General features: G+C 64.9%; 22 protein-coding genes. 11 read left to right on the forward strand and 11 right to left on the reverse strand.

From position 1 onward, the window contains the following. Window positions 1-198: 198 nt before the first annotated feature. From ACYVHH_RS16105 to ACYVHH_RS16115, 3 genes are read right to left on the reverse strand one after another with little or no spacing between them, the layout of a single operon-like run. Window positions 199-993: an ABC transporter substrate-binding protein gene (locus ACYVHH_RS16105; RefSeq protein WP_460566186.1), complete on the reverse strand. Its 795-nt coding sequence runs from the start codon at window positions 991-993 to the stop codon at window positions 199-201. Next, complete coding sequence (locus tag ACYVHH_RS16110) at window positions 990-1,730, reverse strand: ATP-binding cassette domain-containing protein (protein ID WP_460566187.1); 741 nt, start codon at window positions 1,728-1,730, stop codon at window positions 990-992. Before ACYVHH_RS16110 ends, ACYVHH_RS16105 begins: the two co-directional genes overlap by 4 nt. Continuing rightward, window positions 1,727-2,455, reverse strand: coding sequence for an ABC transporter permease (locus ACYVHH_RS16115; RefSeq protein WP_460566188.1), 729 nt, complete (start codon window positions 2,453-2,455; stop codon window positions 1,727-1,729). Before ACYVHH_RS16115 ends, ACYVHH_RS16110 begins: the two co-directional genes overlap by 4 nt. A 112-nt stretch (window positions 2,456-2,567) precedes the next feature. Between ACYVHH_RS16115 and ACYVHH_RS16120 the strand changes: the two genes are divergently transcribed. Beyond that, window positions 2,568-3,653: a substrate-binding domain-containing protein gene (locus ACYVHH_RS16120; protein WP_460566189.1), complete on the forward strand. Its 1,086-nt coding sequence runs from the start codon at window positions 2,568-2,570 to the stop codon at window positions 3,651-3,653. Between the two features lie 18 nt (window positions 3,654-3,671). Here the strand turns inward: ACYVHH_RS16120 and ACYVHH_RS16125 are convergent, their stop codons facing one another. After that, complete coding sequence (locus ACYVHH_RS16125; protein ID WP_460566190.1) at window positions 3,672-4,520, reverse strand: fumarylacetoacetate hydrolase family protein; 849 nt, start codon at window positions 4,518-4,520, stop codon at window positions 3,672-3,674. 146 nt (window positions 4,521-4,666) lie between these two features. On the opposite strand from ACYVHH_RS16125, the gene grpE reads away from it, so the two are divergent. From grpE to ACYVHH_RS16145, 4 genes are all read left to right on the forward strand, one after another. Continuing rightward, window positions 4,667-5,221, forward strand: coding sequence for a nucleotide exchange factor GrpE (gene grpE, locus ACYVHH_RS16130; RefSeq protein ID WP_460566191.1), 555 nt, complete (start codon window positions 4,667-4,669; stop codon window positions 5,219-5,221). A gap of 82 nt (window positions 5,222-5,303) precedes the next feature. Next, on the forward strand, window positions 5,304-7,244 hold the full coding sequence (dnaK, locus tag ACYVHH_RS16135; RefSeq protein ID WP_460566192.1) for a molecular chaperone DnaK: 1,941 nt from the start codon (window positions 5,304-5,306) through the stop codon (window positions 7,242-7,244). A 106-nt stretch (window positions 7,245-7,350) separates the two neighbouring features. Continuing rightward, entirely contained in the window at window positions 7,351-8,484 is a 1,134-nt protein-coding gene (gene dnaJ, locus ACYVHH_RS16140; protein ID WP_460566193.1) for a molecular chaperone DnaJ, read from the forward strand. Between the two features lie 21 nt (window positions 8,485-8,505). After that, a complete protein-coding gene (locus ACYVHH_RS16145; RefSeq protein ID WP_460566194.1) occupies window positions 8,506-9,870 on the forward strand; it encodes an MBL fold metallo-hydrolase in 1,365 nt (454 codons plus the stop codon). 18 nt (window positions 9,871-9,888) lie between these two features. Here ACYVHH_RS16145 and ACYVHH_RS16150 read toward each other — a convergent pair whose 3' ends face one another. Together ACYVHH_RS16150 and ACYVHH_RS16155 are read right to left on the reverse strand one after the other, a co-directional pair. After that, a complete protein-coding gene (locus tag ACYVHH_RS16150; protein ID WP_460566195.1) occupies window positions 9,889-11,388 on the reverse strand; it encodes a methyl-accepting chemotaxis protein in 1,500 nt (499 codons plus the stop codon). Between the two features lie 142 nt (window positions 11,389-11,530). Then, window positions 11,531-12,922 (reverse strand): aminotransferase-like domain-containing protein, encoded by a 1,392-nt coding sequence (locus tag ACYVHH_RS16155; protein ID WP_460566196.1) that lies wholly within the window; start codon window positions 12,920-12,922, stop codon window positions 11,531-11,533. Between the two features lie 149 nt (window positions 12,923-13,071). On the opposite strand from ACYVHH_RS16155, the gene gabT reads away from it, so the two are divergent. The 3 genes from gabT (at window position 13,072) to fghA (ending at window position 16,528) form a co-directional block, all read left to right on the forward strand. Further along, window positions 13,072-14,379, forward strand: coding sequence for a 4-aminobutyrate--2-oxoglutarate transaminase (gabT, locus tag ACYVHH_RS16160; protein WP_460566197.1), 1,308 nt, complete (start codon window positions 13,072-13,074; stop codon window positions 14,377-14,379). 201 nt (window positions 14,380-14,580) lie between these two features. Continuing rightward, entirely contained in the window at window positions 14,581-15,690 is a 1,110-nt protein-coding gene (locus ACYVHH_RS16165) for an S-(hydroxymethyl)glutathione dehydrogenase/class III alcohol dehydrogenase (protein ID WP_460566198.1), read from the forward strand. A gap of 10 nt (window positions 15,691-15,700) precedes the next feature. Next, window positions 15,701-16,528, forward strand: a complete 828-nt coding sequence (fghA, locus tag ACYVHH_RS16170) for an S-formylglutathione hydrolase (RefSeq protein WP_460566199.1) — start codon at window positions 15,701-15,703, stop codon at window positions 16,526-16,528. A gap of 8 nt (window positions 16,529-16,536) precedes the next feature. Here the strand turns inward: fghA and ACYVHH_RS16175 are convergent, their stop codons facing one another. The 5 genes from ACYVHH_RS16175 to ACYVHH_RS16195 form a co-directional block, all read right to left on the reverse strand. Next, window positions 16,537-16,986, reverse strand: a complete 450-nt coding sequence (locus tag ACYVHH_RS16175; RefSeq protein WP_460566200.1) for a bactofilin family protein — start codon at window positions 16,984-16,986, stop codon at window positions 16,537-16,539. Between the two features lie 11 nt (window positions 16,987-16,997). Further along, the gene (locus tag ACYVHH_RS16180) at window positions 16,998-17,966 is read right to left on the reverse strand and encodes a M23 family metallopeptidase (protein ID WP_460566201.1); all 969 of its coding nucleotides are present in this window, start codon (window positions 17,964-17,966) and stop codon (window positions 16,998-17,000) included. A 239-nt stretch (window positions 17,967-18,205) separates the two neighbouring features. Continuing rightward, window positions 18,206-19,057 carry a protein NO VEIN domain-containing protein gene (locus ACYVHH_RS16185; RefSeq protein ID WP_460566202.1) on the reverse strand — a complete coding sequence of 284 codons (852 nt, stop codon included), beginning with the start codon at window positions 19,055-19,057 and terminating at the stop codon, window positions 18,206-18,208. Between the two features lie 3 nt (window positions 19,058-19,060). After that, on the reverse strand, window positions 19,061-19,564 hold the full coding sequence (locus tag ACYVHH_RS16190; protein WP_460566203.1) for a DUF6232 family protein: 504 nt from the start codon (window positions 19,562-19,564) through the stop codon (window positions 19,061-19,063). Window positions 19,565-19,582: 18 nt separating this feature from the next. Next, on the reverse strand, window positions 19,583-20,497 hold the full coding sequence (locus ACYVHH_RS16195) for a LysR substrate-binding domain-containing protein (RefSeq protein ID WP_460566204.1): 915 nt from the start codon (window positions 20,495-20,497) through the stop codon (window positions 19,583-19,585). Between the two features lie 125 nt (window positions 20,498-20,622). Between ACYVHH_RS16195 and ACYVHH_RS16200 the strand changes: the two genes are divergently transcribed. From ACYVHH_RS16200 to ACYVHH_RS16210, 3 genes are all read left to right on the forward strand, one after another. Next, window positions 20,623-21,807, forward strand: coding sequence for an acyl-CoA dehydrogenase (locus ACYVHH_RS16200; RefSeq protein WP_460566205.1), 1,185 nt, complete (start codon window positions 20,623-20,625; stop codon window positions 21,805-21,807). Window positions 21,808-21,817: 10 nt separating this feature from the next. Next, window positions 21,818-23,011 carry a CaiB/BaiF CoA transferase family protein gene (locus ACYVHH_RS16205; RefSeq protein WP_460566206.1) on the forward strand — a complete coding sequence of 398 codons (1,194 nt, stop codon included), beginning with the start codon at window positions 21,818-21,820 and terminating at the stop codon, window positions 23,009-23,011. Between the two features lie 256 nt (window positions 23,012-23,267). Then, on the forward strand, window positions 23,268-24,353 hold the full coding sequence (locus tag ACYVHH_RS16210; RefSeq protein WP_460566207.1) for an ABC transporter ATP-binding protein: 1,086 nt from the start codon (window positions 23,268-23,270) through the stop codon (window positions 24,351-24,353). Window positions 24,354-24,471: the final 118 nt, after the last annotated feature.

Here is a 24,471-nt window from a genome sequence, read left to right on the forward strand (position 1 = left end):
ACGTGCAGCATGTCGGTCTCCCTTTTGGCGCCTGATTGCCAACCCCTTGAAAGACCGCCGCAGGAGGCTGGTCCTCAAAGTGCCCCGACCGCCTCAGACTAGGTTTGCTTGCAGGTCAGCATGGCTCACAGAACATACCACAGACAGAAGCGCTGCACGCAGCGCCTCAATACCCAACGGGGCATCCTGATGCGGGCGTCATCTGCGTGCGTTCGGGAAGAACAACTGTTCGCCCCCGATCTTGTACGAAGCAATGGCGTTCTGGCCGGCCTGACCGGTCACCCAGTCCACAAATTTCTGGCCTTCTGCGGTCTTGACGTGGGGATGTTTCGCCGTGCTCACCAGCATCACCCCATACTGGTTGAACAGGCGCAGGTCGCCTTCCACCAGCACCGCCAGGTCGGCACGGTTCTTGAAGTTCAGCCAGGTGCCACGGTCGGCCAGCACGTAGGCGCCGCTGCTGGCCGCAATGTTGAGCGCGGGCCCCATGCCACAGCCGCACTCCTTGTAACCACTTCCCTTGCTGGCATCGGCACCGGTCATCTTCCAGAAGCGCAGTTCCGCGGCGTGGGTGCCGCTCTTGTCCCCGCGCGAGATGAACGGCGCGTTCGCTGCCGCCACCTTCTTCAGCGCGGCTACAACGTCCTTGCCCTGTGTTTTCGCCGGGTCGGCCTTGGGGCCGATCAGCACGAAATCGTTGTACATCACCTCCTGGCGCCTGGCCGAAAAGCCGTCGGCCACGAACTTCTCCTCGGCCGCCTTGTCGTGCACGAAGAGCACATCCGCGTCGCCACGGCGCGCCATGTCGATGGCCTGGCCGGTGCCCAGGGCCACCACCTTCACGTAAATGCCAGTGGCCTGCTTGAACTGCGGGAGGATATGCCCGAAGAGGCCCGACTGCTCGGTGGACGTGGTGGACGCCACCACAATGCTCTGCGCCTGCGCGGCCAGCGACGACGCAGATACCAAGACTGCGGCCAACAAGGGCTTCATGGCATTTCTCCTTTGACAAAAGCGTGCGCGTGCGGATGACCCCGGGCCAGCAGGTCTCCATTGAAAAAATCGTCCACGGGCAGGTCGGCCAGCACCTGGCCGCCCTCCATGTAGATGACGCGGCTGGCCAGGCGCTTGACCTGGCCCAGGTTGTGGCTGCTGAACACCAGGGTGCTGGGACGGCCGTCAGCCGTGGGCTGCGCGGTGAACTCCGCGATCAGGGCTTCGACCTCCCGCTTGGCATGCGGGTCCAGGCTGGCGGTGGGCTCGTCCAGCAGCCAGACATCTGGGCGCAAGGCCCAGGCACGCGCCAGCGCCACCCGTTGCTGCTGCCCGCCCGACAAGGCCCGGCCGTTGCGCCCCGCCATGGCCTCCAGCCCCACACGGCGCAGGGCCAGCAGCGCCTGGGCGCGGGCAGCCCGCCAGGGCACACCCCTCAGCCACAAGCCCAGCGCCACGTTGTTCTGTCCGCTCAGCCGCATCAGGTGCGGGCGCTGGAACAGCATGGCAAGCTGCTCGACGGGCGGGTGGCGCAGCACACCGCGCTGCACCGGCAACAAACCATGCAGGGTGCGCAGCAGCGTGCTCTTGCCGCTGCCGTTCGAGCCGACCAGGGCCACCCGCTCTCCGGGCTCGATACGCAGGCTCACTCCCCGCAGCGCGTGCACCTGCCGCGCGGGACCCAGACGAACATCAACGTCCTCCAGGTCAAACAGTGCGGTCGCCACGCCCCTCATGCCGCCACCGCCTCGGGTGCGCCCCCGTCCACCCGCTCGCGCCAGCGCCGCACGGCCGACACCAGCGCATTCAGCAGCAACACCACGCCCAGCAGCACCAGGCCCAGCCCCATCGCCAGCGGCAGGTCACCCTTGCTTGTTTCCAAGGCGATGGCCGTGGTCATCACGCGGGTGAACCCTTCAATGTTGCCGCCAACGATCATCACCGCCCCCACCTCGGAGATGGCCCGCCCGAACGCCGTGATGACCACCGTGAGCAAAGCGTAGCGTTCGTCCCACGCCAGCAGCAGCGCTCGCATCCACCGGCCCGCTCCCATCGACGCCAGCTGCTCGCCATGGTGGCGCTCGGCATCCTCGATCGCCTGGCGGCTCAGCGCCACCACCAGCGGCAGCACCAACACCGTCTGCGCCAGCACCATGGCCTGGAAGCTGAACAGCCAGCCCAGCCAGCCCAGCGGGCCTGAACGGGACAACAGCAGGTACACCACCAGCCCCACCACCACGGACGGCACCGCCAGGAACGTGTTGAGAACGGTGATCACCCCCCCGCGCCCCGAGAACCTGGCCACCCCCAGCCACGCCCCGAGCAACAGCCCCGCCATGCACGCCAGCAGCGAAGACATGGCGCTGACGGCCAGCGAGCGGCCCACCACCGTCCACAGGCCTGCGTCGCCAGACACCACCAGCCCCCAGGCCGTGGTCAAACTTTCCGTAAATGCACTCATGGCGGGCGATGCTAAGCGCACTGGGCCTTGCCTGCACTACGGTCTTGCGAGCTATGCAATTCATTGCATAGGCCATGCCTGCTGTCCATTGAAGTCAGGCACACTTCCACCCATGCGACGAATCGAGCTCAGCTACCAACTCGCCCACGACAGCGACCGCGCCGCGCTGCTGCGCAACCCGCTCATGGACCTGCTGTTCGCCGTGCGCACCGAAGGCTCCATCTCGGCCGCCGCGCGCAAGGTGGGCTACTCCTACCGGCACGTCTGGGGACAGCTCAAGACCTGGGAGGAAACCCTGGGCGAGGCGCTCATCGTCTGGGAACGCGGGCAGGCCGCCACGCTCACGCCTTTTGCCGAAAAACTCATCTGGACGGAGCGCCTGGCCCAAGCCCGGCTGGCACCGCAGATCGAAACCCTGCGCGCCGAGCTGGAACGCACCCTGGCGCTGGCCTTCGACGAGCACAGCCACGTGCTGGGCCTGTATGCCAGCCACGACGACGCCCTGCCCCTGCTGCAAACCCATGCCGCCGGCCAGGCGCAGCTGCACCTGGACATCCATTTCTGCGGCAGCGTCGACGCCATCCGCGCGCTCAACGAGGGCCGCTGCGTGGTGGCAGGCTTCCACACCCGCGAAAAACCAGGGATCGACAGCCCGAGCGCCCAGGCCTACCGTCCACTGCTGCAACCCGGCCAGCACAAGCTCATCGGCTTTGCCGAACGATTGCAGGGCCTGATCGTGCCCAAGGGGAACCCGCGCAAGCTGCAGGGCCTGGCCGACGTGGCCCGCTGGCGCCTGCGCTATGTGAACCGGCCGCTGGGCACCGGCACGCGGCTGTTGCTGGAAGAACTTCTGGCCGAAGCGGGCCTGAGCGCCAGCGACCTGAACGGCCATGACCAGACCGAGCCGTCCCACGCGGCCGTGGCACAGGCCGTTGCCAGCGGCCGTGCCGACGCGGGCCTGGGCACACAGTCCGCCGCCCAGCGGCTGGGCCTGGGCTTCGTGCCACTGGCCCGCGAGCACTACCACCTGGCCTGCCTGAAATCGGCCCTGGACCAGCCTGGCGTGCTTGCCCTGCGCCAGGTGCTGGCCACGCCCGCCTGGCAAACGATGCTGGCCACCGTGCCCGGCTACACGCCGCTGGCGAGCGGCCAGATTCGCTCGCTCAAGAGCGTGCTGCCCTGGTGGCGCTTCGGCTGATCGTTCGCTGCAGCGGCGTCAGACCCGGTGCGCCACCACGCGCTGGCGCTGCTCACCCAGCACGGGGCTGCCCAGGGTCATCACATCGCCGTCCTTCAGGTACAGCGGGGGCTTGTGACCCATGCCCACCCCAGGCGGCGTGCCTGTGGGAATCACGTCACCCGGCATCAGGCGCATGAAGCGGCTCACGTAACTCACCACGGTCGCCACGTCGAAGATCATCGTACGGGTGTTGCCCGTCTGGCGGCGCACACCGTTGACGTCCAGCCAAAGGTCGATGTTCTGCGGGTCGGCCACTTCATCGGTGGTCACCAGCCAGGGGCCGATAGGGCAGTGCGTCGGGTAGCTCTTGCCCTTGATCCACTGGCCCTCGTACTCCATCTGGTACGCACGCTCCGACACGTCGTTGACCAGGCAGAACCCGGCCACATGCTTGAGCGCGTCTTCCTTGCTGACGTGCCAGGTGGGCTGGCCAATGACGATGCCCAGCTCCACTTCCCAGTCCAGCTTCTCGGAGCCCGGCGGCAGCAGCACGTCGTCGTTCGGGCCGCTGACGGAGCCGTTGTGCTTGCTGAAGACGATGGGCTGGCTGGGGGCCTTCAGCCCGGCCTCGGCAGCGTGGTCGGCATAATTGAGGCCGATCGCCACCACGTTGCCCACCCCGCCCACGCAGGCGCCCAGACGGGCATCGGCAGGCACCACCGGCAGCGCGGAAGCGTCCAGGGCCGCCAGGCGCGCCAGGGTCTGGGGGTCCAGCGTCTGGGGGCAGATATCCGCCACCACGCCCGACAGGTCGCGCCGCTGGCCCTGTGCGTCGATCAGGCCGGGTTTTTCCGCCCCCATGGGGCCGTGGCGAAAGAGTTTCATGTAACGGTTCTCCTCTGTGATTCACTGTGAAAACAAAGATTTTCACATGGGGGTCTTGAAACCCGTGCCAGCGGCCTCATATGGCCCCAAGTTTCCATCGTTCAACCTTTTGCAGCCCCCAAGGGGGCGCGAACCGCAACGCCGACATGCAAGACCAGAACCCCACCTACGCCAACCCGCAGCAGTCCCCCTCCTCCGTTGAAGCCGAGGCAGCCGCCGCAGCAGCGCAGGCCGACACCGCCGCAGCCCAGGTCAACGAACTGGAAACCCTGAAGGCGCAGAACGCCGAGCTGGCCGAGCAGTACCTGCGCGCCAAGGCCGAGGTGGAAAACATGCGCCGCCGCACCGAGGAAGAAGTGGCCAAGGTGCGCAAGTTCGCCGTGGAAGGCTTCGCCGAAAGCCTGCTGCCCGTGCTGGACAGCCTGGAAGCCGGCCTGGCGGTGCAGGAAGCCTCCGTGCAGCAGATCCGCGAGGGCGCGGAAGCCACCCTCAAGCAGTTGCAAAGCGCGCTCAGCCGCAACAAGGTTGTGGCCATCGCGCCCGCCGCTGGCGAGAAGTTCGACCCCCACCAGCACCAGGCCATCAGCATGGTCCCCGCCGACCAAGAAGCCAACACCGTGGTCGCTGTGCTGCAAAAGGGTTACGTCATCGCCGACCGCGTGCTGCGCCCGGCCCTGGTCACCGTTGCCGCGCCCAAGTAAGGGCTTGAAAAGCCCGAAGGCAACCACACATCAGTATCAGTTCAACTTTTTTCAGATTTTCAGGAATCCTCAGGAGTAACACATGGGCAAGATCATCGGCATCGACCTGGGCACCACCAACTCGTGCGTGGCCGTCATGGAAGGCAATACCACGCGCGTGATCGAAAACAGCGAAGGCGCGCGCACCACCCCTTCCATCATCGCCTACCAGGAAGACGGCGAGATTCTGGTTGGCGCCTCGGCCAAGCGCCAGGCCGTGACTAACCCCAAGAACACCGTTTACGCCGCCAAGCGCCTGATCGGCCGCAAGTTCACCGAGAAGGAAGTCCAGAAGGACATCGATCTGATGCCCTACGCCATCGTGGCCGCAGACAACGGCGACGCCTGGATCGAAGTGCGCGGCAACAAGCTGGCGCCCCCGCAGGTCAGCGCCGAAGTGCTGCGCAAGATGAAAAAGACCGCCGAGGACTACCTGGGCGAGACCGTGACCGAGGCCGTGATCACCGTGCCGGCCTACTTCAACGACGCCCAGCGCCAGGCCACCAAGGACGCTGGCCGCATTGCCGGCCTGGAAGTCAAGCGCATCATCAACGAACCCACGGCAGCCGCCCTGGCCTTCGGCCTGGACAAGCACGGCGCCGGTGACCGCAAGATCGCCGTGTTCGACCTCGGCGGCGGCACGTTCGACATCTCCATCATCGAAATCGCCGATGTCGATGGCGAGAAGCAGTTCGAAGTGCTGTCCACCAACGGCGACACCTTCCTGGGCGGTGAGGACTTCGACCAGCGCATCATCGACTACATCATTGGCGAGTTCAAGAAAGAGCAAGGCGTTGACCTGACCAAGGACGTGCTGGCCCTGCAGCGCCTGAAGGAAGCCGCCGAAAAGGCCAAGATCGAGCTGTCCAGCTCCACCCAGACCGACGTCAACCTGCCCTACATCACGGCAGACGCGTCCGGCCCCAAGCACCTGAACATCAAGCTCACCCGCGCCAAGCTGGAAAGCCTGGTTGACGAGCTGATCGAGCGCACCATCGCCCCCTGCCGCACCGCCATCAAGGACGCTGGCGTGAGCGTCTCCGACATCGACGACGTGATCCTGGTCGGCGGCATGACCCGCATGCCCAAGGTGCAGGAAAAGGTCAAGGAGTTCTTCGGCAAGGAGCCGCGCAAGGACGTGAACCCCGACGAAGCCGTGGCCGTGGGTGCCGCGGTACAGGGTCAGGTGCTCTCCGGTGACCGCAAGGACGTGCTGCTGCTGGACGTGACCCCGCTGTCCCTGGGCATCGAGACCATGGGTGGTGTCATGACCAAGATGATCACCAAGAACACCACCATCCCGACCAAGTTCAGCCAGACCTTCTCCACCGCCGACGACAACCAGCCGGCCGTGACGATCAAGGTCTTCCAGGGCGAGCGCGAGATGGCCGCGGGCAACAAGCTGCTGGGCGAATTCAACCTCGAAGGCATCCCGCCCGCACCGCGTGGCATCCCCCAGATCGAGGTGAGCTTCGACATCGACGCCAACGGCATCCTGCACGTGGGCGCCAAGGACAAGGGCACCGGCAAGGAAAACAAGATCACCATCAAAGCCAACTCGGGCTTGACCGAGGAGGAAATCCAGAAGATGGTGAAGGACGCCGAGCTCAACGCCGCCGAGGACAAGAAGAAGGTCGAACTGGTGCAGGCCCGCAACCAGGCGGATGGTCTGGTCAGCTCTGTCCGCAAGAGCCTGGGCGAGTACGGCGACAAGCTGGAAGCCGGCGAGAAAGACAAGATCGAAGCCGCCATCAAGGCCGTTGAAGAAGCCGTGAAAGGCGACGACAAGGCCGAGATCGAAGCCAAGACCAACGAACTGATGACCGCCAGCCAGAAGCTGGGTGAGAAAATGTACGCCGACATGCAGGCCAACCAGGCTGCCGGTGCCGCAGGCGCGGCAGAAGGCGCCCAGCAGGCCAGCGGCAGCCGCCCGGCAGACGACGATGTGGTCGACGCCGAAGTGAAGGAAGTCAAGAAAGACTGATGCCGGTGCAGCGGCGCCCAAAAGGGGGCCCATGAACTCGCCGCCGCGTTCGGGCACCTAGGTGACCGGCGCGGCGTTTGCACTGAACGAGCAACCTTGTATTGACATGGCCAAACGAGACTTTTACGAAATCCTGGGCGTGGCCAAGAACGCCAGCGACGACGAGATCAAGAAGGCTTATCGCAAGCTGGCGATGAAGCACCACCCTGACCGCAACCAGGGTGACAGCGCCAAGGCCGCCGAGGAAAAGTTCAAGGAAGCCAAAGAGGCCTACGAGATGCTGAGCGACCCGCAGAAGCGGGCCGCCTACGACCAGTATGGCCACGCTGGCGTGGACCCGAACATGCGCGGCGGCCCGGGCGGCGCCGAAGGCTTCGGCGGGTTCTCCGAGGCGTTTGGCGACATCTTCGGCGATATCTTCGGCGGGCAGCGTGGCGGCCAGCGTGGCCGTCAGGTCTACCGTGGCAGCGACCTGTCCTACGCCATGGAGATCACACTGGAGGAAGCCGCCCACGGCAAGGACGCGCAGATCCGCATCCCCAGCTGGGAAGACTGCGACACCTGCAAGGGCAGCGGCGCCAAACCCGGCACCAGCGTCAAGACCTGCCCCACCTGCAACGGCAATGGCGCAGTGCAGATGCGCCAGGGCTTCTTCAGCGTGCAGCAGACCTGCCCGCACTGCCATGGCAGCGGCAAGATCATTCCCGAGCCCTGCACCACCTGCAACGGCCAGGGCAAGCTCAAGAAGCACAAGACGCTGGAGATCAAGATCCCGGCGGGCATCGACGACGGCATGCGCATACGCTCTGCCGGGAACGGTGAACCTGGGCGCAACGGCGGCCCCTCGGGCGATCTGTTCATCGAAATCCGCATCCGCAAGCACGACATCTTCGAACGCGATGGCGACGACCTGCACTGCCAGGTGCCGGTGAGCATCACCACGGCCGCACTTGGCGGCGAGATTGCGGTGCCCACACTGGGCGGCAAGGCCACCATCGACATCCCCGAAGGCACCCAGCACGGCAAGACCTTCCGTCTGCGCGGCCGGGGGATCAAGGGCGTGCGCTCCAGCTTCCCCGGTGACCTGTACTGCCACATCGCGGTGGAAACGCCCATCAAGCTCACCGAGCATCAGCGCAAGCTGCTGCGCGAGCTGGACGAGTCCTTCCAGAAGGGCGGCCACAAGCACAGCCCGAACGACAAGGGCTGGTTCGAGAAGGCCAAGGCGTTCTTCAGCTGAAAGCTGTGGTGAAATGAACGCATGAGCGTTCACGTCACCTTCCTCGGAGGAGCCGGCACCGTGACCGGCTCCAAATACCTGGTCCAGCACGACGGCAAAAGCCTGATGGTGGACTGCGGCCTGTTCCAGGGCTACAAGCAGCTGCGCCTGCGCAACTGGACGCCCCTGCCCATTCTGCCCAACCACGTGAATGCCGTGGTATTGACCCACGCGCACCTGGACCACAGCGGCTACCTGCCGCTGCTGGTGCGCGAGGGCTTCCACGGCAAGGTGTGGTGCACGCCGGGCACGCGCGACCTGTGCAGCATCCTCCTGCCCGACAGCGGCCACATTCAAGAGGAAGACGCCGCCTTCGCCAACCGGCACGGCTTCTCCAAGCACCACCCCGCCCTGCCCCTGTACACGCAGGACGACGCGCGCATCAGCCTCAAGCAGCTGCGCACCGTGCCCTCGCACCACCTGTTCGAGCCCATCCCGGGCTGGCAGGCCCGCCTGCACGGCGCCGGGCACATCCTGGGCGCGTCCAGCCTGTACCTGGAAGTCGGCGGCAAGCGGCTGCTCTTCTCGGGCGACCTGGGCCGCTCAGACGACCTGGTGATGCTGCCGCCCGACCCGCCCCCGGCGGCCGATGCGGTGTTCATCGAGTCCACCTACGGCAACCGGGAGCACCCCGGCGACAACCTGGTTGACGAGCTGGCCAGCCCCCTGGAACGCATTGCCGCGCGCGGCGGCACGGCCGTGGTGCCAGTGTTCGCCGTGGGTCGCGCGCAGGCGTTGCTGCACGCCATCGCGGTACTCAAGCAGCAGGGGCGCATTCCGTCCTCGCTGCCGGTGTACCTGGACAGCCCCATGGCCATCCACAGCACCGAACTGTTCGCGCAGCACCTGGGGGAACACCGCCTCAACGCCGCGCAGTGCCGCGACATGGCCCTGGCCGCCACCATGACCCGCACGCCCGACGAATCCAAAGCCATCGCCCGGCAGCACGGGCCGAAGGTGATCCTGGCGGCCAGCGGCATGGCCACGGGCGGCCGTGTGCTGCACCACCTGGTGCAGTACCTGGGCGACCACCGCAACATGGTCATCCTCACGGGCTTCCAGGCACCCGGCACGCGCGGCGCCACGCTGGCCAACGGCGGCACGCAACTGCGCATCCACGGGCAGGACATCGGCGTGCGCGCCGAGGTTTTTCAGCTGCATTCCGCCTCGGCGCACGCAGACGCGCGCCAGGTCATGAACTGGCTGCGGGCGGTGCCCGGGCAACCGCACCGCGCCTTCGTCATCCACGGTGAACAGGACGCGGCAGACACCCTGCGCCAGCGCATCGAGAACGAGCTGCGCTGGCACGCCATGGTGCCCGAGCACGGCTCCACCTGGGCGATATGAGCCGCGTGTTCAAGACCGTCAGGTCTTGAACACGCCGACCACCCGCTCCAGTTGAGCGGCCTGCTCCTGAAGTGACTGCGCCGCTGCTGCGGCCTGCTCGACAAGCGCGGCGTTCTGCTGGGTGACGCCGTTCATGTCCGCGATGGCCTCGCTCACCTCGCCAATACCTTGGGTCTGCTCGGCGCTGGCTGCCGCGATGTTGCCGATGATGTCAGTCACCTGCCGGATGCTGGACACGATGTCGTTCATGGTGTCGCCAGCCTGGTTCACCAGCGCGCCGCCCTCGCCCACCTTCTTCACGGAATCGTCGATCAGGGACTTGATCTCGCGTGCGGCGGCAGCCGAACGCTGCGCCAGAGCACGCACCTCCGACGCCACCACCGCGAAACCACGCCCCTGTTCACCCGCGCGCGCGGCCTCCACCGCCGCGTTGAGCGCCAGGATATTGGTCTGAAAGGCGATGTTGTCGATCACGTTGATGATGTCCGCCACCCGCTGCGAAGACGACTGGATCGACTGCATCGTGTTGACCACCTCGCCCACAACCGCCCCGCCGCGTTCGGCGACGTCCGACGCCACCGAGGCAAGCTGATTGGCCTGCCGGGCATGCTCCGCATTCTGGTTGACCGCCGATGTCAACTGCTGCATCGAGGCGGCGATACGGTCCAGAGCCATGGCCTGGTGTTCGGTGCGGTTAGACAGGTCCATGTTGCCCGAGGCAATTTCCCTCGTGGCGTTGTAGATGCTGTCTGCCCCACCACGCACCTGTTGCACCATGCGGCGCAGGCTCTCGGTCATGTTCTGCAGGGCCCGCTGCAACCCGCCGATTTCGTTGCTCGACGTGATCTGCAGGTTGTGGGTCAGGTCGCCCTCGGCAATGTCGTTGGCCACCTTCACGCCACTGGACAAGGGACGCGTCACCACGCGCTGGATGAACGGGTAGATCAGCAGCAGCACCGGCACACTGGTCATCAGTGCCACAAGCATCGACTTCCAGCGCTGTGCCGCCATTTCCTGGTTGACCTTGTCCAGCGACACCTTCATGCTCACGGCGCCGAGCACCGAGTTTTCGGGCACCTGGTGGCAGGCCAGGCAGTTCTTGCCCAGGTAATTGCTCAGCGCGATGGCGGGCCGTATGGCGCGCAGGTATTCCCCCTGCCCATCCGACTCCACCTTGACCAGCGGCTGCCCCTTGTCCAGCACCCACTGCTCGTCGGCATCGGGCTTCGCGTCGTTGGCCTTGCCAGGCCCGAACGCGGCAATCACCCCGGCACCCCGCAACACGCGCACGTCGCGGATCGCCCCTAGCTGGTTCATCTGGTCGAGCAAAACCTCGCGCTGGTCGATGGTTCCGGTCACCATCATGCCCGTCAGCCCCGCCATGGTGACTTCGTGCATGCTCTGGGAAAAAGAGTCCGCCTGCTCCAGCGCTGACTCGCGGTAGACATACCCCTGCCAAACGATCACGCCGCACCACACGATGAGCAGCGCGACACCCACGGTCAGCAACAGTTGCATCCAGATTCTGACCTTGGCTGGCACGGCAATTCCCCCGTCGAAAAATACGTAATTTGACAAAAAAACGACGGAATTCTCGACGAACCGGCAGCCCTCCGGTTTGTCTTAGCTCAAACGTTGTTCAGATGCGGGAGGCTTTCGGCTAACCGTGTGTGGCTTGTTCCAGGAATGACCAGAGTTGCGGGTCGTCGCAAAAAGCCACGTTGAAGCGCAGCCAGGGGCTGGGCTCCAGGTCGGTGGAGAACAGGTGCCCCGGCCCCAGCAGGATGTCGTGCTCGGTGGCCTGGTAGGCCAGCTCGGTGGCGTTGCTGATGCTGGGGTGCCGCGCCCACAGGAACAGCCCGGCCTTGGGCTCGGAAAACAGCTCGAAGCCCAGGGCCTCCAGCTTCTCGGCCACCTGCTGGTGGGCCTGCGCCAGGCGGTCACGCAAGCCACGCAGGTGCTTGCGCCAGCGCCCGTCGATCAATGCGCCGTAGGTCAGGCGCTCGGCAAACTCGGACGAGGTCAGCCCCGAGATCATCTTCAGCTGAGCCAGGTCCTCCAGCACGTCCGGGTGCGCGGCCACGAAGCCCACCCGCAAATTGGGTGAAATGGTCTTGGAAAAACTGCTGATGTAGACCACACGCTGCAGCTGGTCCAGGCTGGCCAGCGATGGCCGTGGCTCCGGGTCCAGGTCGGCGTAGATGTCGTTTTCCACAAGCAGGAACTGGTGCTGCTCGGCCAGTTGCACCACGCGGTGCAGGTGCGACAGGTGTGCCACCGAACCCGTGGGGCTTTGCAGGCGCGGCTGGGTGAAGAACACCTTGGGCTTGTGCACCATCACCAGTTCTTCCAGCGCGGCCAGGTCGTAGCCCTGCGGCGTGCGCGGCACCCCGATGAGCCGGGCGCCCAAAAAGCGCAGCGAAAAAAGCAGGTTCGGGTAACCCGGCGCATCCACCAGCACCGGGTCGCCGGGCTGCACCATGCGGCGCGCCACCATATCCATGGCCTGGCTGGAGCCGTTGGTCAGCAGCACCTGGTCGGCGCCCAGCACAATCTCCTGCTCGGCCAGCATGTCGCGCACCAGCTGCCGCAGCGGCGGAAAGCCCTTGGGTTCGCCGTAGCCGCCCAGGTCCACGTGGTCAGACGCCAGGCTGCGCAGACTGCGCCGCAGGCCTTCCTCGAACAGCCATTCACCGGGCAGCCAGCCGCAGCCGGGCTTCATGCGCAGGTTGCGGTTCTCGAACACGCGGCGCAGGTACCACATCGAGTCGAAGCTGTAGTTCGTGCCCTGGCCACGCAGCGCGTTCGCGTTGACCTCGCGGCGGCGCACGAAAAAGCCCGAGTGCGGCCGCGAGACGAAGAAGCCCTGCGCCACCAGGCGGTCGTAGGCGTCCACCACGGTGTAGACGCTGACGCCGTGGGCGTGGGCAAACTGGCGAATAGACGGCGCCTTGGCCCCCGGGCGCAATGCACCAGACTGGATCAGGTCCCGGAACCCCTCCACGATTTGCACCACCAAAGGTGTGGATTGTTGGGGGTCGAGCGTGAACATGGTGCGTGCTAGGGTTTGACTGTACAGGTGGCTGGGGCTGCACAGTGCTTCGGCTGTGCCTGCCCGACTGTATATGTTAGCTGTGCCCCATGCCCCCTAAAGTGCGAGCTTGGCCCATTTGCCTTTTTCAACCCCCAGGAGCCCCGCTCATGCACCGTGACCCCAACCTCACCGACGTCAAGACCAACGCCAACCTGATGGCCCGCCGCCGCGCCGCCCTGCCCGCCGGCCTGGGTCAGACCTACGAGGTGTTTGCCGAGCGCGCCGAGAACGCTGAGCTGTGGGACGTAGAAGGCAAGCGCTTCATCGACTTCGCCGGTGGCATTGCGGTGCTGAACACCGGCCACCGCCACCCCAAGATCGTTGAAGCCGTGAAGGCCCAGCTGGACAAATACCACCACACCTGCTTCCAGGTGGTGGCTTACGAGCCCTACGTGGAACTGGCCGAACGCCTGATCGCCAAGGCCCCGGGCAACTTCCCCAAGAAAGCCTACTTCCTGTCCACCGGCGCCGAGGCCGTGGAAAACGCAGTCAAGATTGCCCGCGCAGCCACCAAGCGCCAGGCCGTCATCGCCTTCGGCGGCGGCTTCCATGGCCGCACGCTGCTGGGCATGGCGCTCACAGGCAAAGTGGCCCCGTACAAGGCTGGCTTTGGCCCCTTCCCGGCCGAGATCTACCACGCCGAATTCCCCAACCCGCTCCACGGCGTGAGCGTGGCCGACTCGCTCAAGTCGCTGGAACACATCTTCAAGTACGACGTGGAAGCCGAGCGCGTGGCCGCCATCATTCTGGAGCCGGTGCAAGGTGAAGGCGGCTTCTACGTGGCCCCGCCTGAATTCGCGCAAGCCCTGCGCGCCCTGTGCGACAAGCACGGCATTGTGCTGATTGCCGACGAAGTGCAAACCGGCGCAGGCCGCACCGGCACCTGGCTGGCGTGTGAGCAGTGGGGCGTGGCGCCCGACCTCATCACCATGGCCAAGAGCATGGCGGGCGGCTTCCCCATTTCTGCCGTCATCGGCAAGGCCGAACTGATGGACAAGCCCCTGCCCGGCGGCTTGGGCGGCACCTACGCGGGCAGCCCCCTGGCCTGCGCCGCAGCGCTGGCCGTGCTGGACGTGTTCGAGGAAGAGAAGCTGCTGGACCGTTCCAACGCCGTGGGCGACCGCCTGAAGACCGGCCTGCGCGCCCTGGCGCAACAGCACAAAGAGATCCAGGACGTGCGCGGCCTGGGCTCCATGGTGGCCGTGGAACTGTTCAAGAACGGCGACATCCATCAGCCCGACGCTGACCTGACCAAGCGCGTCTGTGCCGAAGCCCTCAAGCGCGGCCTGGTGCTGCTGTCTTGCGGCGTGTACGCCAACGTCATCCGCATTCTGGTGCCCATCACCGCCAGCGACAGCCTGCTGGATGAAGGCCTCGCCATCCTGGGCGAGGCGCTGGCGGCGGCCAAGGCGTAATCTGCAGGCCCCTCGGCGGGGCCGGCCCAACCCGAGCGTCCGGACGAGGTTTGCGCCTCTTCCGGACGTTTTGTTTATGGGGCCATCCACCGCCTACAATGCCCACGATCATCAGCTGGTGTCCGTGGCAGGCCTTGCCACCGTGGCGCAACGTAGCTTTCGCCCTAGCCAGCACCCCACCCTCAATGCCAGGAGCCCCCCATGAAATCACGTGCCGCCGTTGCGTTCGAGCCAGGCAAACCCCTGCAGATCGTGGAGATCGATGTTGCACCGCCCCGCAAGGGAGAGGTGCTCATCAAGGTGACGCACACCGGCGTCTGCCACACCGACGCTTTCACGCTCAGCGGTGACGACCCCGAGGGACTCTTCCCGGTCGTGCTCGGCCACGAAGGCGCAGGCGTTGTGGTGGAAGTGGGCGAAGGTGTGACCTCAGTCAAACCCGGCGACCACGTCATACCGCTGTACACGGCAGAGTGCGGCGAATGCCTGTTCTGCAAGTCGGGCAAGACCAACCTGTGCGTGGCCGTGCGCGCCACCCAGGGCAAGGGCGTCATGCCCGACGGCACCTCCCGCTTTTCGTACAACGGCCAGCCTGTCTACCATTACATGGGCTGCTCCACCTTCAGCGAGTACAGCGTGGTGGCCGAAGTCTCTCTGGCCAAGATCAACCCCGAGGCCAACCACGAACAGGTGTGCCTGCTGGGCTGCGGCGTGACCACCGGCCTGGGCGCGGTGAAGAACACCGCCAAGGTGCAGCCGGGTGACTCGGTGGCCGTTTTCGGGCTCGGGGGCATCGGGCTCGCCGTCATCCAGGGTGCCAAGCAGGCCAAGGCCGGGCGCATCATCGCCATCGACACCAACCCGTCCAAGTTCGACCTGGCGCGCACCTTTGGCGCCACCGATTTCGTCAACCCAAAGGACCACGACAAACCCATCCAGGAAGTCATCATCGGCATGACCGGCTGGGGCGTGGACCATACGTTCGAGTGCATTGGCAACGTGAACGTGATGCGCGCCGCGCTGGAGTGTGCCCATCGGGGGTGGGGGCAGTCCATCGTCATCGGCGTGGCCGGCGCAGGCCAGGAAATCTCTACTCGCCCCTTCCAGCTGGTCACGGGCCGCTCCTGGCGCGGCACAGCGTTTGGCGGCGTCAAGGGTCGCTCGCAACTGCCCGGCATGGTGGAAGAAGCCATGCGCGGCGACATCGAACTGGCCCCCTTCGTAACGCACACCATGCCCCTGGACCGCATCAACGAAGCCTTCGACCTGATGCACGAGGGCAAATCCATCCGCTCCGTCGTCCACTACTGAGGCCTTGCCCATGCAGCGCGTCGAACAACACGCCAGTTTTGGAGGGGTTCAGGAGGTCTGGACCCACACGTCCCGCACACTGCAGTGCGAGATGCGTTTTGGCATCTACCTGCCGCAGGCAGCGCTGCAGGGCAAGCGCTGCCCAACGCTGTACTGGCTGTCGGGCCTGACGTGCACGGAGCAGAACTTCATCACCAAGGCTGGCGCACAGGCACATGCCGCGCGCCACGGGGTGATTGTGGTGGCGCCAGACACCAGCCCCCGGGGTGAAGGCGTGCCCAACGATGCGGCTTACGATCTGGGCCAGGGCGCGGGCTTTTACGTCAACGCCACCCAGGAACCGTGGGCACGGCACTACCAGATGCACGACTACGTGGCCCGCGAACTGCCGGAGCTCATCGAAGGCAGCTTCGCCGCTTCGGATTCGCGCGGCATATCGGGGCACTCCATGGGTGGGCACGGCGCACTGGTGACGGCGCTTCGCCAGCCGGGCCGCTACCGCAGCGTTTCGGCGTATTCACCCATCGTGGCACCGTCACAGGTACCCTGGGGCGAAAAAGCATTCACGGCCTACCTGGGGCCGGACAGGCAGGCCTGGAAAGCCTGGGATGCCGTGGAGCTCATCAAGTCCGCGCCAGAGCGGCTGCCCCTGCTTGTGGACCAGGGCGAAGCCGACGAGTTTTTGCACGACCAGTTGCGCCCGCTGCTGTTGAAGATGGCCTGCGACGAAGCTGGCCACCCGCTGACGTTGCGCCACCACGCTGGCTACGACCACAGCTACTACTTCATCGCCAGCCTGATGCAGGACCACTTCGCGCACCACGCGAAGTACCTGTAACGCAGCAGTCAGTTGGCGCTGGGGTCTGCCTGAAGCGGCGCGCCGGGCGCGCAGCCTGCGGCCTCGCCGTGCCCCATCTGCAGCAACTTGCCGTGCAGGTTGGCGCCATGTTCCACGGCCATGGACTGGTAGCGAATGTCGCCCGTGACGGTGCAGCCCGCGCGCAGTTCAATGCGCTCAGACGCGAGGATGTTGCCATGCACCTTGCCCGCCACCACCACGCGCTGCGCCACGATGTCGCCATACACCAGCCCGGTGCCGCCCACCACCACCGAAACCGACACGCCATCGCCTTCTTTCAGGTTGCCCTTGATGGTGCCGTCCACCCGAATGCTTTCGGTGAGGAAGAAGTTGCCCTCGATGCGCGAGCTGGGGCCGATCAAGGTGTCGAACCGCTCCTTGCCCAGCGTCAGCGGGTTCAACTTGCTCATCTTGCGAAACATCGCGGGCTTGCTCATGGCGTCGTCCTTCAGGGTTTTTGCGGCAGTTGCGACCAGGCGGTCAACGCTCTGGAGGGGTCGATGGGTTCGTCCAGATGGCGAACCTCGTAATGCAGGTGCGGGCCAGTGGAGCGCCCGGTGCTGCCAAGCCAGCCCAGCACGTCACGCGCGGCCACGCGCTGGCCGACTGCCACCCGGCGCTTCAGCAGGTGCGCGTAGCGGGTGGAAAAGCCCTCGGCGTGCTCCACCTCCACCAGTTCACCATAGGCGCCGGAATACTCGGAGCGCGTTACCCGGCCCGGCGCGGTGGCCAGCACCGGTGTGCCCACAGGCGCCACCAGGTCTACCCCCTTGTGCTGGCCATGCTGCTCGGTAAACGGGTCGGCCCGGCCGCCATAGCCCGAACTCACAGAAAAATCCCCGGCCAGCGGCAAAATCAAAGGCAGCTGCTCCAGCCGCTGCAGCCCCGTTTCCCACAGGCGCGAGCGCTGCAACACCACGGCCTCCAGGCTTTGAAGCTGCTGCATGAAAGCACCGTGCTGATACAACAGCGGCTCATCGTTCAGCCCCTGGGGCAGTTCAGCATCGGCGTCCGTGCCGGGGGGCTGCGTCAAGCCGCCCTTGCCGCCTGCCGAAGGCCCGCCTTTTTCGCGCAACAGGTTCTGCAGCACCAGGCGTTCCATCACGCCCTTGCGCGCACTTTCAATCTCTTCAACCCGCTCGCTCAAGGCGCCCAAACGCCCCTGGAACTTGGCAAGCTCCGCCAGGTAGCGCTGCCGCACCCCCTCCAGCTCGGAACGGCTGGTCACCCCGGCGCCAACTTTGCCCAGCAGTTCCGGTGAATATTCGACAACCACGCGCAGTCCCATCCAGCTGCAGGCCGCCCCCAGGCCCAGCAGCCCCAGGGCCACGCACAGGAACGCAAGCACCACCTTGCGGGCGGTGATGGAAAACGTCCGCACCCGCGCCGCTGGCCCGCCAACCCAGATCAGCTGCATGCCGCTGCACGCTCCAAGAAAAGTCTGTTCATCTGCACTCTCCGTCAATGCCGCGCGTAGCGGGCCGGGCACCGATCACGGGCTTTTGTCCCCGATCCAAGGCCCACAAGGCAAGCCCCAAAGCCCACGGCGGGTTCAAATTGAGGGGCAACGCCCTGGGAGAACGGGTATGGAGGGGCGCTGCGGGTGGGGGGTGGTGCGTAGAGCACCACAGATGATCTTATGCGCCGCGAGTTGGCTCACGCTAGCCGTGCCATGTACTCGGACGGTTCAAGTGAGCACCGATCTTGTAGATGCCCGTTGAGCGCGAACAGCCTTGGTGACTCACGGAACCTGAAGAGGCGGTACAGGAAGTACCTTGATGCGTTGTCGCGTGAGAACCTTAGTTCATGCGGGGTGATGAAGAAGGGCGTGTTCTTGCCGTACTTGGTGGTTTTGGCTTCGATGTAGCGGTCAGTCCCGTTCTCTTCAAAGGACCTGATGTCGAATCCAGCCGATGGTCCGACGGTCGCCGAAACCTGCTCAATCCGATCAGCAAGGGATTCTTTCCCGGCACGGATGAGGCGTGCCCGCTCGAAATTGATGACGAACTGCTCGCCCGCCTCGCCAAGCGACTGGTTCCTGGCCTCTCGCTCCAAGTAATTGACGCCCCCTGGGTTGTAGATGGCCATCGGCTCGGCAACAGCAGGAACCTTCCGATCCTCCGGCGTTGGCGGCGCCTCCCAGGCAGACAAGAAATCTTCTACGCCTGGAATCTGTGGCGCAACCTCGGCATCCCGGGCGAACAGTTGCTGGAGTTGTGGGTGGCTCTTCAAAAAATCTGCGACGGCAGCCGGAAGAAGCGATCTCTGGTAATTGAACCGGGGCTTGTAACCATCAATATAGGGGATACCCATCTCAATCAGAACTGCGCTGATGTTCTGGTGTTTCAGTTCCACCGAAGCGTTGGACCGGTTGTTCAGCCGCTCCATCAAGGCACGGCGATGCTCGGCCTTGTTGTATTTCTGGCCTTCAAGCTCAAGACGGAGCATGCTGAAATAATTTTCAACGGCTGCTTCGACTTCGGAATCTGACCAGTGGTTCGCCAACACGGTTCATCCGCGGTGAACGATAGCGTTGTTTAGTGCCGTGACCACCTTTTGCAGGTATTCTTTCTGATGTGTCTTCAAAGCACTTGTTTCACCGCCAGCTGTGTGCAACATGATGTGGTAAACGGTCTTCTGCATTGCCCACCAGACTCCACCGATGACCGCCAATACCAATGCACCATAGGTGCCATTCAGCGCCGGCAGGATACCAATAACAATGAGCAACCCCGGAAGAAACCGGTTCAGCTTTTGCTCAAGCGGTTTAACAGAGGTGATGTTGTTCATCGCGAAAGTCTGGCCGTCCACTATGAACCTGGTATTCGTTACTCGAACGCCCTCATACTCGAAAAAGGTTGTCTCATTCATACAAACTAACCTACTCCCTGTTGGTGGGTAACGAAAACGTTCTATGCACCACTCGGCAATACTGAGGAGCAACTGCATAGACGGTTGGAATTCGTTGTAGATCCCAACGGCTTCACCCAATCTCCGCGCATGCGGGCCGGGCATTTGATTTTTCTGCTACCACTATAGCGCAAAGTTTTGCGCTTCGGCACATTGCCGCGCCAGCCATTCCCGGAACACCGCCAACGCCGGTCTTTCGGCCACCTGCGGTTGCACCAGGTAATAGGCCCGTTGCGCCTTCAATGGCCGCGCGCAGGCCACCACCAGCGCGCCACTGGCCAATTCGTCCTGCACCAGCAACGTGGGCATCAGCGCCACGCCCAGGCCGCTGATGGCAGCGGCTGCCTGCATCGAGAAAAGCTCATACCTCGGCCCGGCCATGGCTCGCGGGGCGTCCACGCCCTGGGCGTCGAACCACTGGCGCCAGGCTTCGGGCCGGGTGGCCTGTTGCAGCAGGGGCATCTGCGCCAGCGTTTCGGGGCTCACCTCTTGCCCGTTCACCAGCAGCCGGGGGCTGCACACGGGCAGCACGTCTTCGGGCATCAGCCGGGTGGCCTGGGTGCCCGCCCATTGCTGCAGTTGCTCGGGCGTGCCCGCCCAGATGGCGGCGTCTATGCCCGTGTCGGTGAACAAAAAGGGGCGCGTGCGGGTTTCAAAGTGCACCAGCAGGTCAGGCTGTTCGGCGGCCAGCCCGTGCAGGCGCGGTATCAGCCAGCGGGTGGCAAACGTGGGCACAGCGGCCAGAGTCAAACTGTCGCCCTGCCCGCGCCGGCCCATCAGTTCCACGGCGTCGCGCTCCAGCGCGTCCAGTCGCTGGCCCACGTGGCGGGCATAGTCGGCCCCGGCGGGGGTCAGCACCATGCCGTGTTGGGTACGGCGGAACAGGGGCACACCCAAAAACTCTTCCAGCGCCGCCACCTGGCGCGACACGGCGCCCTGCGTCAGGTTCAGTTCCTGCGCAGCACGGGTAAAGCTCTGGTGGCGGGCGGCGGCCTCAAAGCAGTTCAGGGCCTGGGTGGATGGCAGTTTGCGTCGCATGGTGGGCGCACATTAGCACACCATTCAATACAAATACTCATATCTGGATCAGAAAAATTCGCTTGCCGCCTGGGCGCACGGGGCCTAGCATCGCACTATCCTTCATCCATTCGCGAGACAAACGCATGAGCTCCAACCCCCGCTTCTCCTGGTCCGACCCCTTCCTGCTGGACGACCAGCTCACCGACGACGAGCGCCAGGTGCGCGACGCGGCGCACGCCTATTGCCAGGAGCGCCTGCTGCCCCGCGTGCAAGACGCCTTCCGCAACGAGAAGACGGACCGCTCCATCTTCAACGAGATGGGTGAACTGGGCCTGCTGGGCCCGACCATTCCCGAGCAATACGGCGGTGCAGGGCTGAACTACGTGTGCTACGGCCTGGTGGCGCGCGAGGTGGAGCGCGTGGACAGCGGCTACCGCAGCATGATGAGCGTGCAAAGCTCGCTGGTGATGGTGCCGATCAACGAGTTTGGCACCGAGGCGCAGAAGCAGAAGTACCTGCCCAAGCTGGCCACCGGCGAATGGGTGGGCTGCTTTGGCCTGACGGAACCCAACCACGGCTCCGACCCCGGCAGCATGATCACCCGCGCCAAGAAGGTGCCGGGCGGCTACAGCCTGACGGGCGCCAAGATGTGGATCACCAACTCCCCTATTGCCGATGTGTTCGTGGTGTGGGCCAAGGACGACGGCGGCCAGATTCGCGGCTTCATTCTGGAAAAGGGCTGGAAGGGCCTGAGCGCCCCCGCCGTGCACGGCAAGGTGGGCCTGCGCGCTTCCATCACCGGTGAAATTGTGATGGACGAGGTGTTCTGCCCTGAAGAGAACGCCTTCCCCGAGGTGCGCGGCCTGAAGGGCCCCTTCACCTGCCTGAACAGCGCGCGCTACGGCATTGCCTGGGGTGCGCTGGGCGCCGCCGAGGACTGCTTCCACCGCGCCCGCCAGTACGTGCTGGACCGCAACCAGTTTGGCCGCCCGCTGGCTGCCAACCAGCTCATCCAGAAGAAGCTGGCCGACATGCTGACCGACATCAGCCTGGGCCTGCAGGGCTGCCTGCGCCTGGGCCGCATGAAGGACGAAGGCAAGGCTGCGGTGGAGATCACCTCCATCCTCAAGCGCAACAGCTGCGGCAAGGCACTGGACATTGCCCGCGTGGCCCGCGACATGATGGGTGGCAACGGCATCAGCGACGAATTCGGCGTGGCCCGCCACCTGGTGAACCTGGAAGTGGTGAACACTTACGAAGGCACGCACGACATCCACGCGCTGATCCTGGGCCGTGCCATCACGGGCATTGCCGCCTTTGGCAACTGAGAAAGCCACCATGGCCGCCAAGGAATTTGCCTTTGAGCCCACGCAGATGCCCCGCCCGCTGGCGGGCGTGAAGGTGCTGGACCTGTCGCGCGTGCTGGCCGGCCCCTGGGCCGGGCAGATTCTGGCCGACTACGGCGCCGACGTGCTGAAGGTGGAACGCCCCGGCACGGGTGACGACACGCGGGCCTGGGGCCCACCGTGGTGGGGTGACGGGGAAGACCGCGTGGCGGCCTACTTCCTGTGCGCCAACCGGGGCAAGCGTTCGGTGGCCATAGACATTGCCAGCCCCGAAGGCATACAACAGGTGCGCGAACTGGCCCGCGAGGCCGACGTGCTGATCGAGAACTACAAGGTCGGCCAACTGGCCAAGTACGGGCTGGACGCCCCCAGCCTGCAGGCCATCAACCCGGGGCTGATCTACTGCTCCATCACCGGCTACGGGCAGACCGGGCCGCTGTCGCACAAGGCCGGTTACGACTTTGCCATTCAGGCCGAAGCCGGGCTGATGAGCATCACCGGCAACAAGGGCGAAGAGCCGCAGAAGGTGGGCGTGGCCGTGACAGACCTGATGACAGGCGTGTACGCGGCCACCGCCATTCTGGCGGCGCTGCACGAGCGCCAGCACACCGGCAAGGGCCGGGTGATTGACGCAGCGCTGTTCGACGTGCAGGTGGCCATGCTGGCCAACCAGGCCAGCAACCAGTTGATTGGCCAGACGCGGCCCACCCGCATGGGCAACGCCCACCCCAACATCGTGCCTTACCAGGTGTTCCCCACCCGCGACGGGCACATGGTGCTGGCTGTGGGGAATGACGGGCAGTTCACCCGCTTCTGCGAAGCAGCTGGCCACCCCGCCGTGGCGCGCGATGCGCGTTTTTCCACCAACCCGGCACGCGTGGAAAACCGCCAGGCCCTGGTGCCCCTGATCACCGGCTGGACCATGGAGCGCGACACCGCCGACTGGGTGCAACTGCTGGACCGTGCCGCCGTGCCATGCGCGCCCATTCTGGATGTGGCGCAAGTGATGGAACACCCCCACGTGGCCGCGCGCGGCATGACGCTGCCGCGCCATGACACAGCTGAAAGCAGCACACCACCCATGGTGGCCCACCCCATTCTGATGGACGGCATGCGCCCCACCGCCGGGCTGCCGCCACCAGCCTTGGGGCACGGCGAAGCGCGCTGGTCTGCATCGGGGCGCTGACCAGTACAGCCTGCACACGCAGCAGACACAGGGCCGGACTGTTCCGGCCCTGTTTTTTTGCCCGCATACGCCCCATAATGGTGCATATCGCACACACCCAAGGCAAAAATCACATCCATGCGCACTACAGGGTTTCTGTGTATTGGATGTCCGAACTGCACAGCGGCCTCTGTACCGGGTGCATCTGTATATGTCGAGGTGGCACCAAGCCCATTACAGTCATTGGCACTGTCTGCTTGCACACCACCACGCTTACATGCACAAACCGCAACCGCTCGTTACTTTCACCGGCGTACAAAAAACATACGATGGCCATAGCCTCGTGGTGCGCGACCTGAATCTTGAAATCCAGAAAGGCGAATTCCTGTCGCTGCTGGGCCCCTCGGGCTCTGGCAAGACAACCACGCTGATGATGCTGGCGGGCTTCGAGTCCCCCACGTCGGGCGAGATTCACCTCAACGGTGTATCCATTACCCGCACGCCGCCGCACAAGCGCAACTTCGGCATGGTGTTCCAGAACTACGCGCTGTTCCCGCACATGACGGTGGCCGAGAACATTGCCTACCCGCTCACGGTGCGCAAGCTGCCCGCCGCCGAGCGCGATGCGAAGGTGAAGCGCGCGCTGGACATGGTGCAGATGGGCCCCATGGGCGGCCGCTACCCGTCACAACTGTCAGGTGGCCAGCAGCAGCGCGTGGCACTGGCCCGTGCCATGGTGTTCGACCCCCAGCTGGTGCTGATGGACGAGCCGCTGGGCGCACTCGACAAGCAGCTGCGCGAACACATGCAGCTGGAACTCAAGGCCCTGCACCGCCGCCTGGGTGTGACCTTCGTTTACGTCACGCACGACCAGTCCGAAGCGCTGACCATGTCTGACCGCGTTGCCGTGTTCAACGAAGGCATCATCCAGCAGATCGACCAGGTGGACCGCCTGTACGAAACGCCTTCCAACCGCTTCGTTGCCAGCTTTGTGGGTGACAACTCCGTGCTCAACGGCACGGTGGCCGAAACACACGGCGAACAATGCACCGTGCGGCTGGGTGACGGCCTGCGTTTGCGTGGCGTCAACGTGAACCAGTCCAGCGTGGGTGATGCCGTTCAATGCAGCATCCGCCCCGAACGCATCCACGTGCTCGACGGTGCCACTGCTCCGGCCGAAAACGTCCTCAGCGTGGGCCTGTCCGACGTCATCTACTTTGGCGACCACCTGCGCCTGCGCTGCGAACTGCCGCAGCAACCCGAGTTGTGTGTGAAACAACCGCTGCAACACCATGGCGTGCTCAACGCCGGGCAACGGTTGAACCTGCACATCCCGGCGGAACACCTTCGCGTGTACCGCTGATCCTTCCGTCCCTTTCCCTCAACCCCCTGGAGAAAAGCGTCATGCAACGGCTCTATGCCGTTTTGTGTGGAAACGCTTCGCGTCATGTCGGCATGGCTGGCGCGAACGGACTGGCCGG

This window comes from Hydrogenophaga aquatica (genome assembly GCF_054780915.1).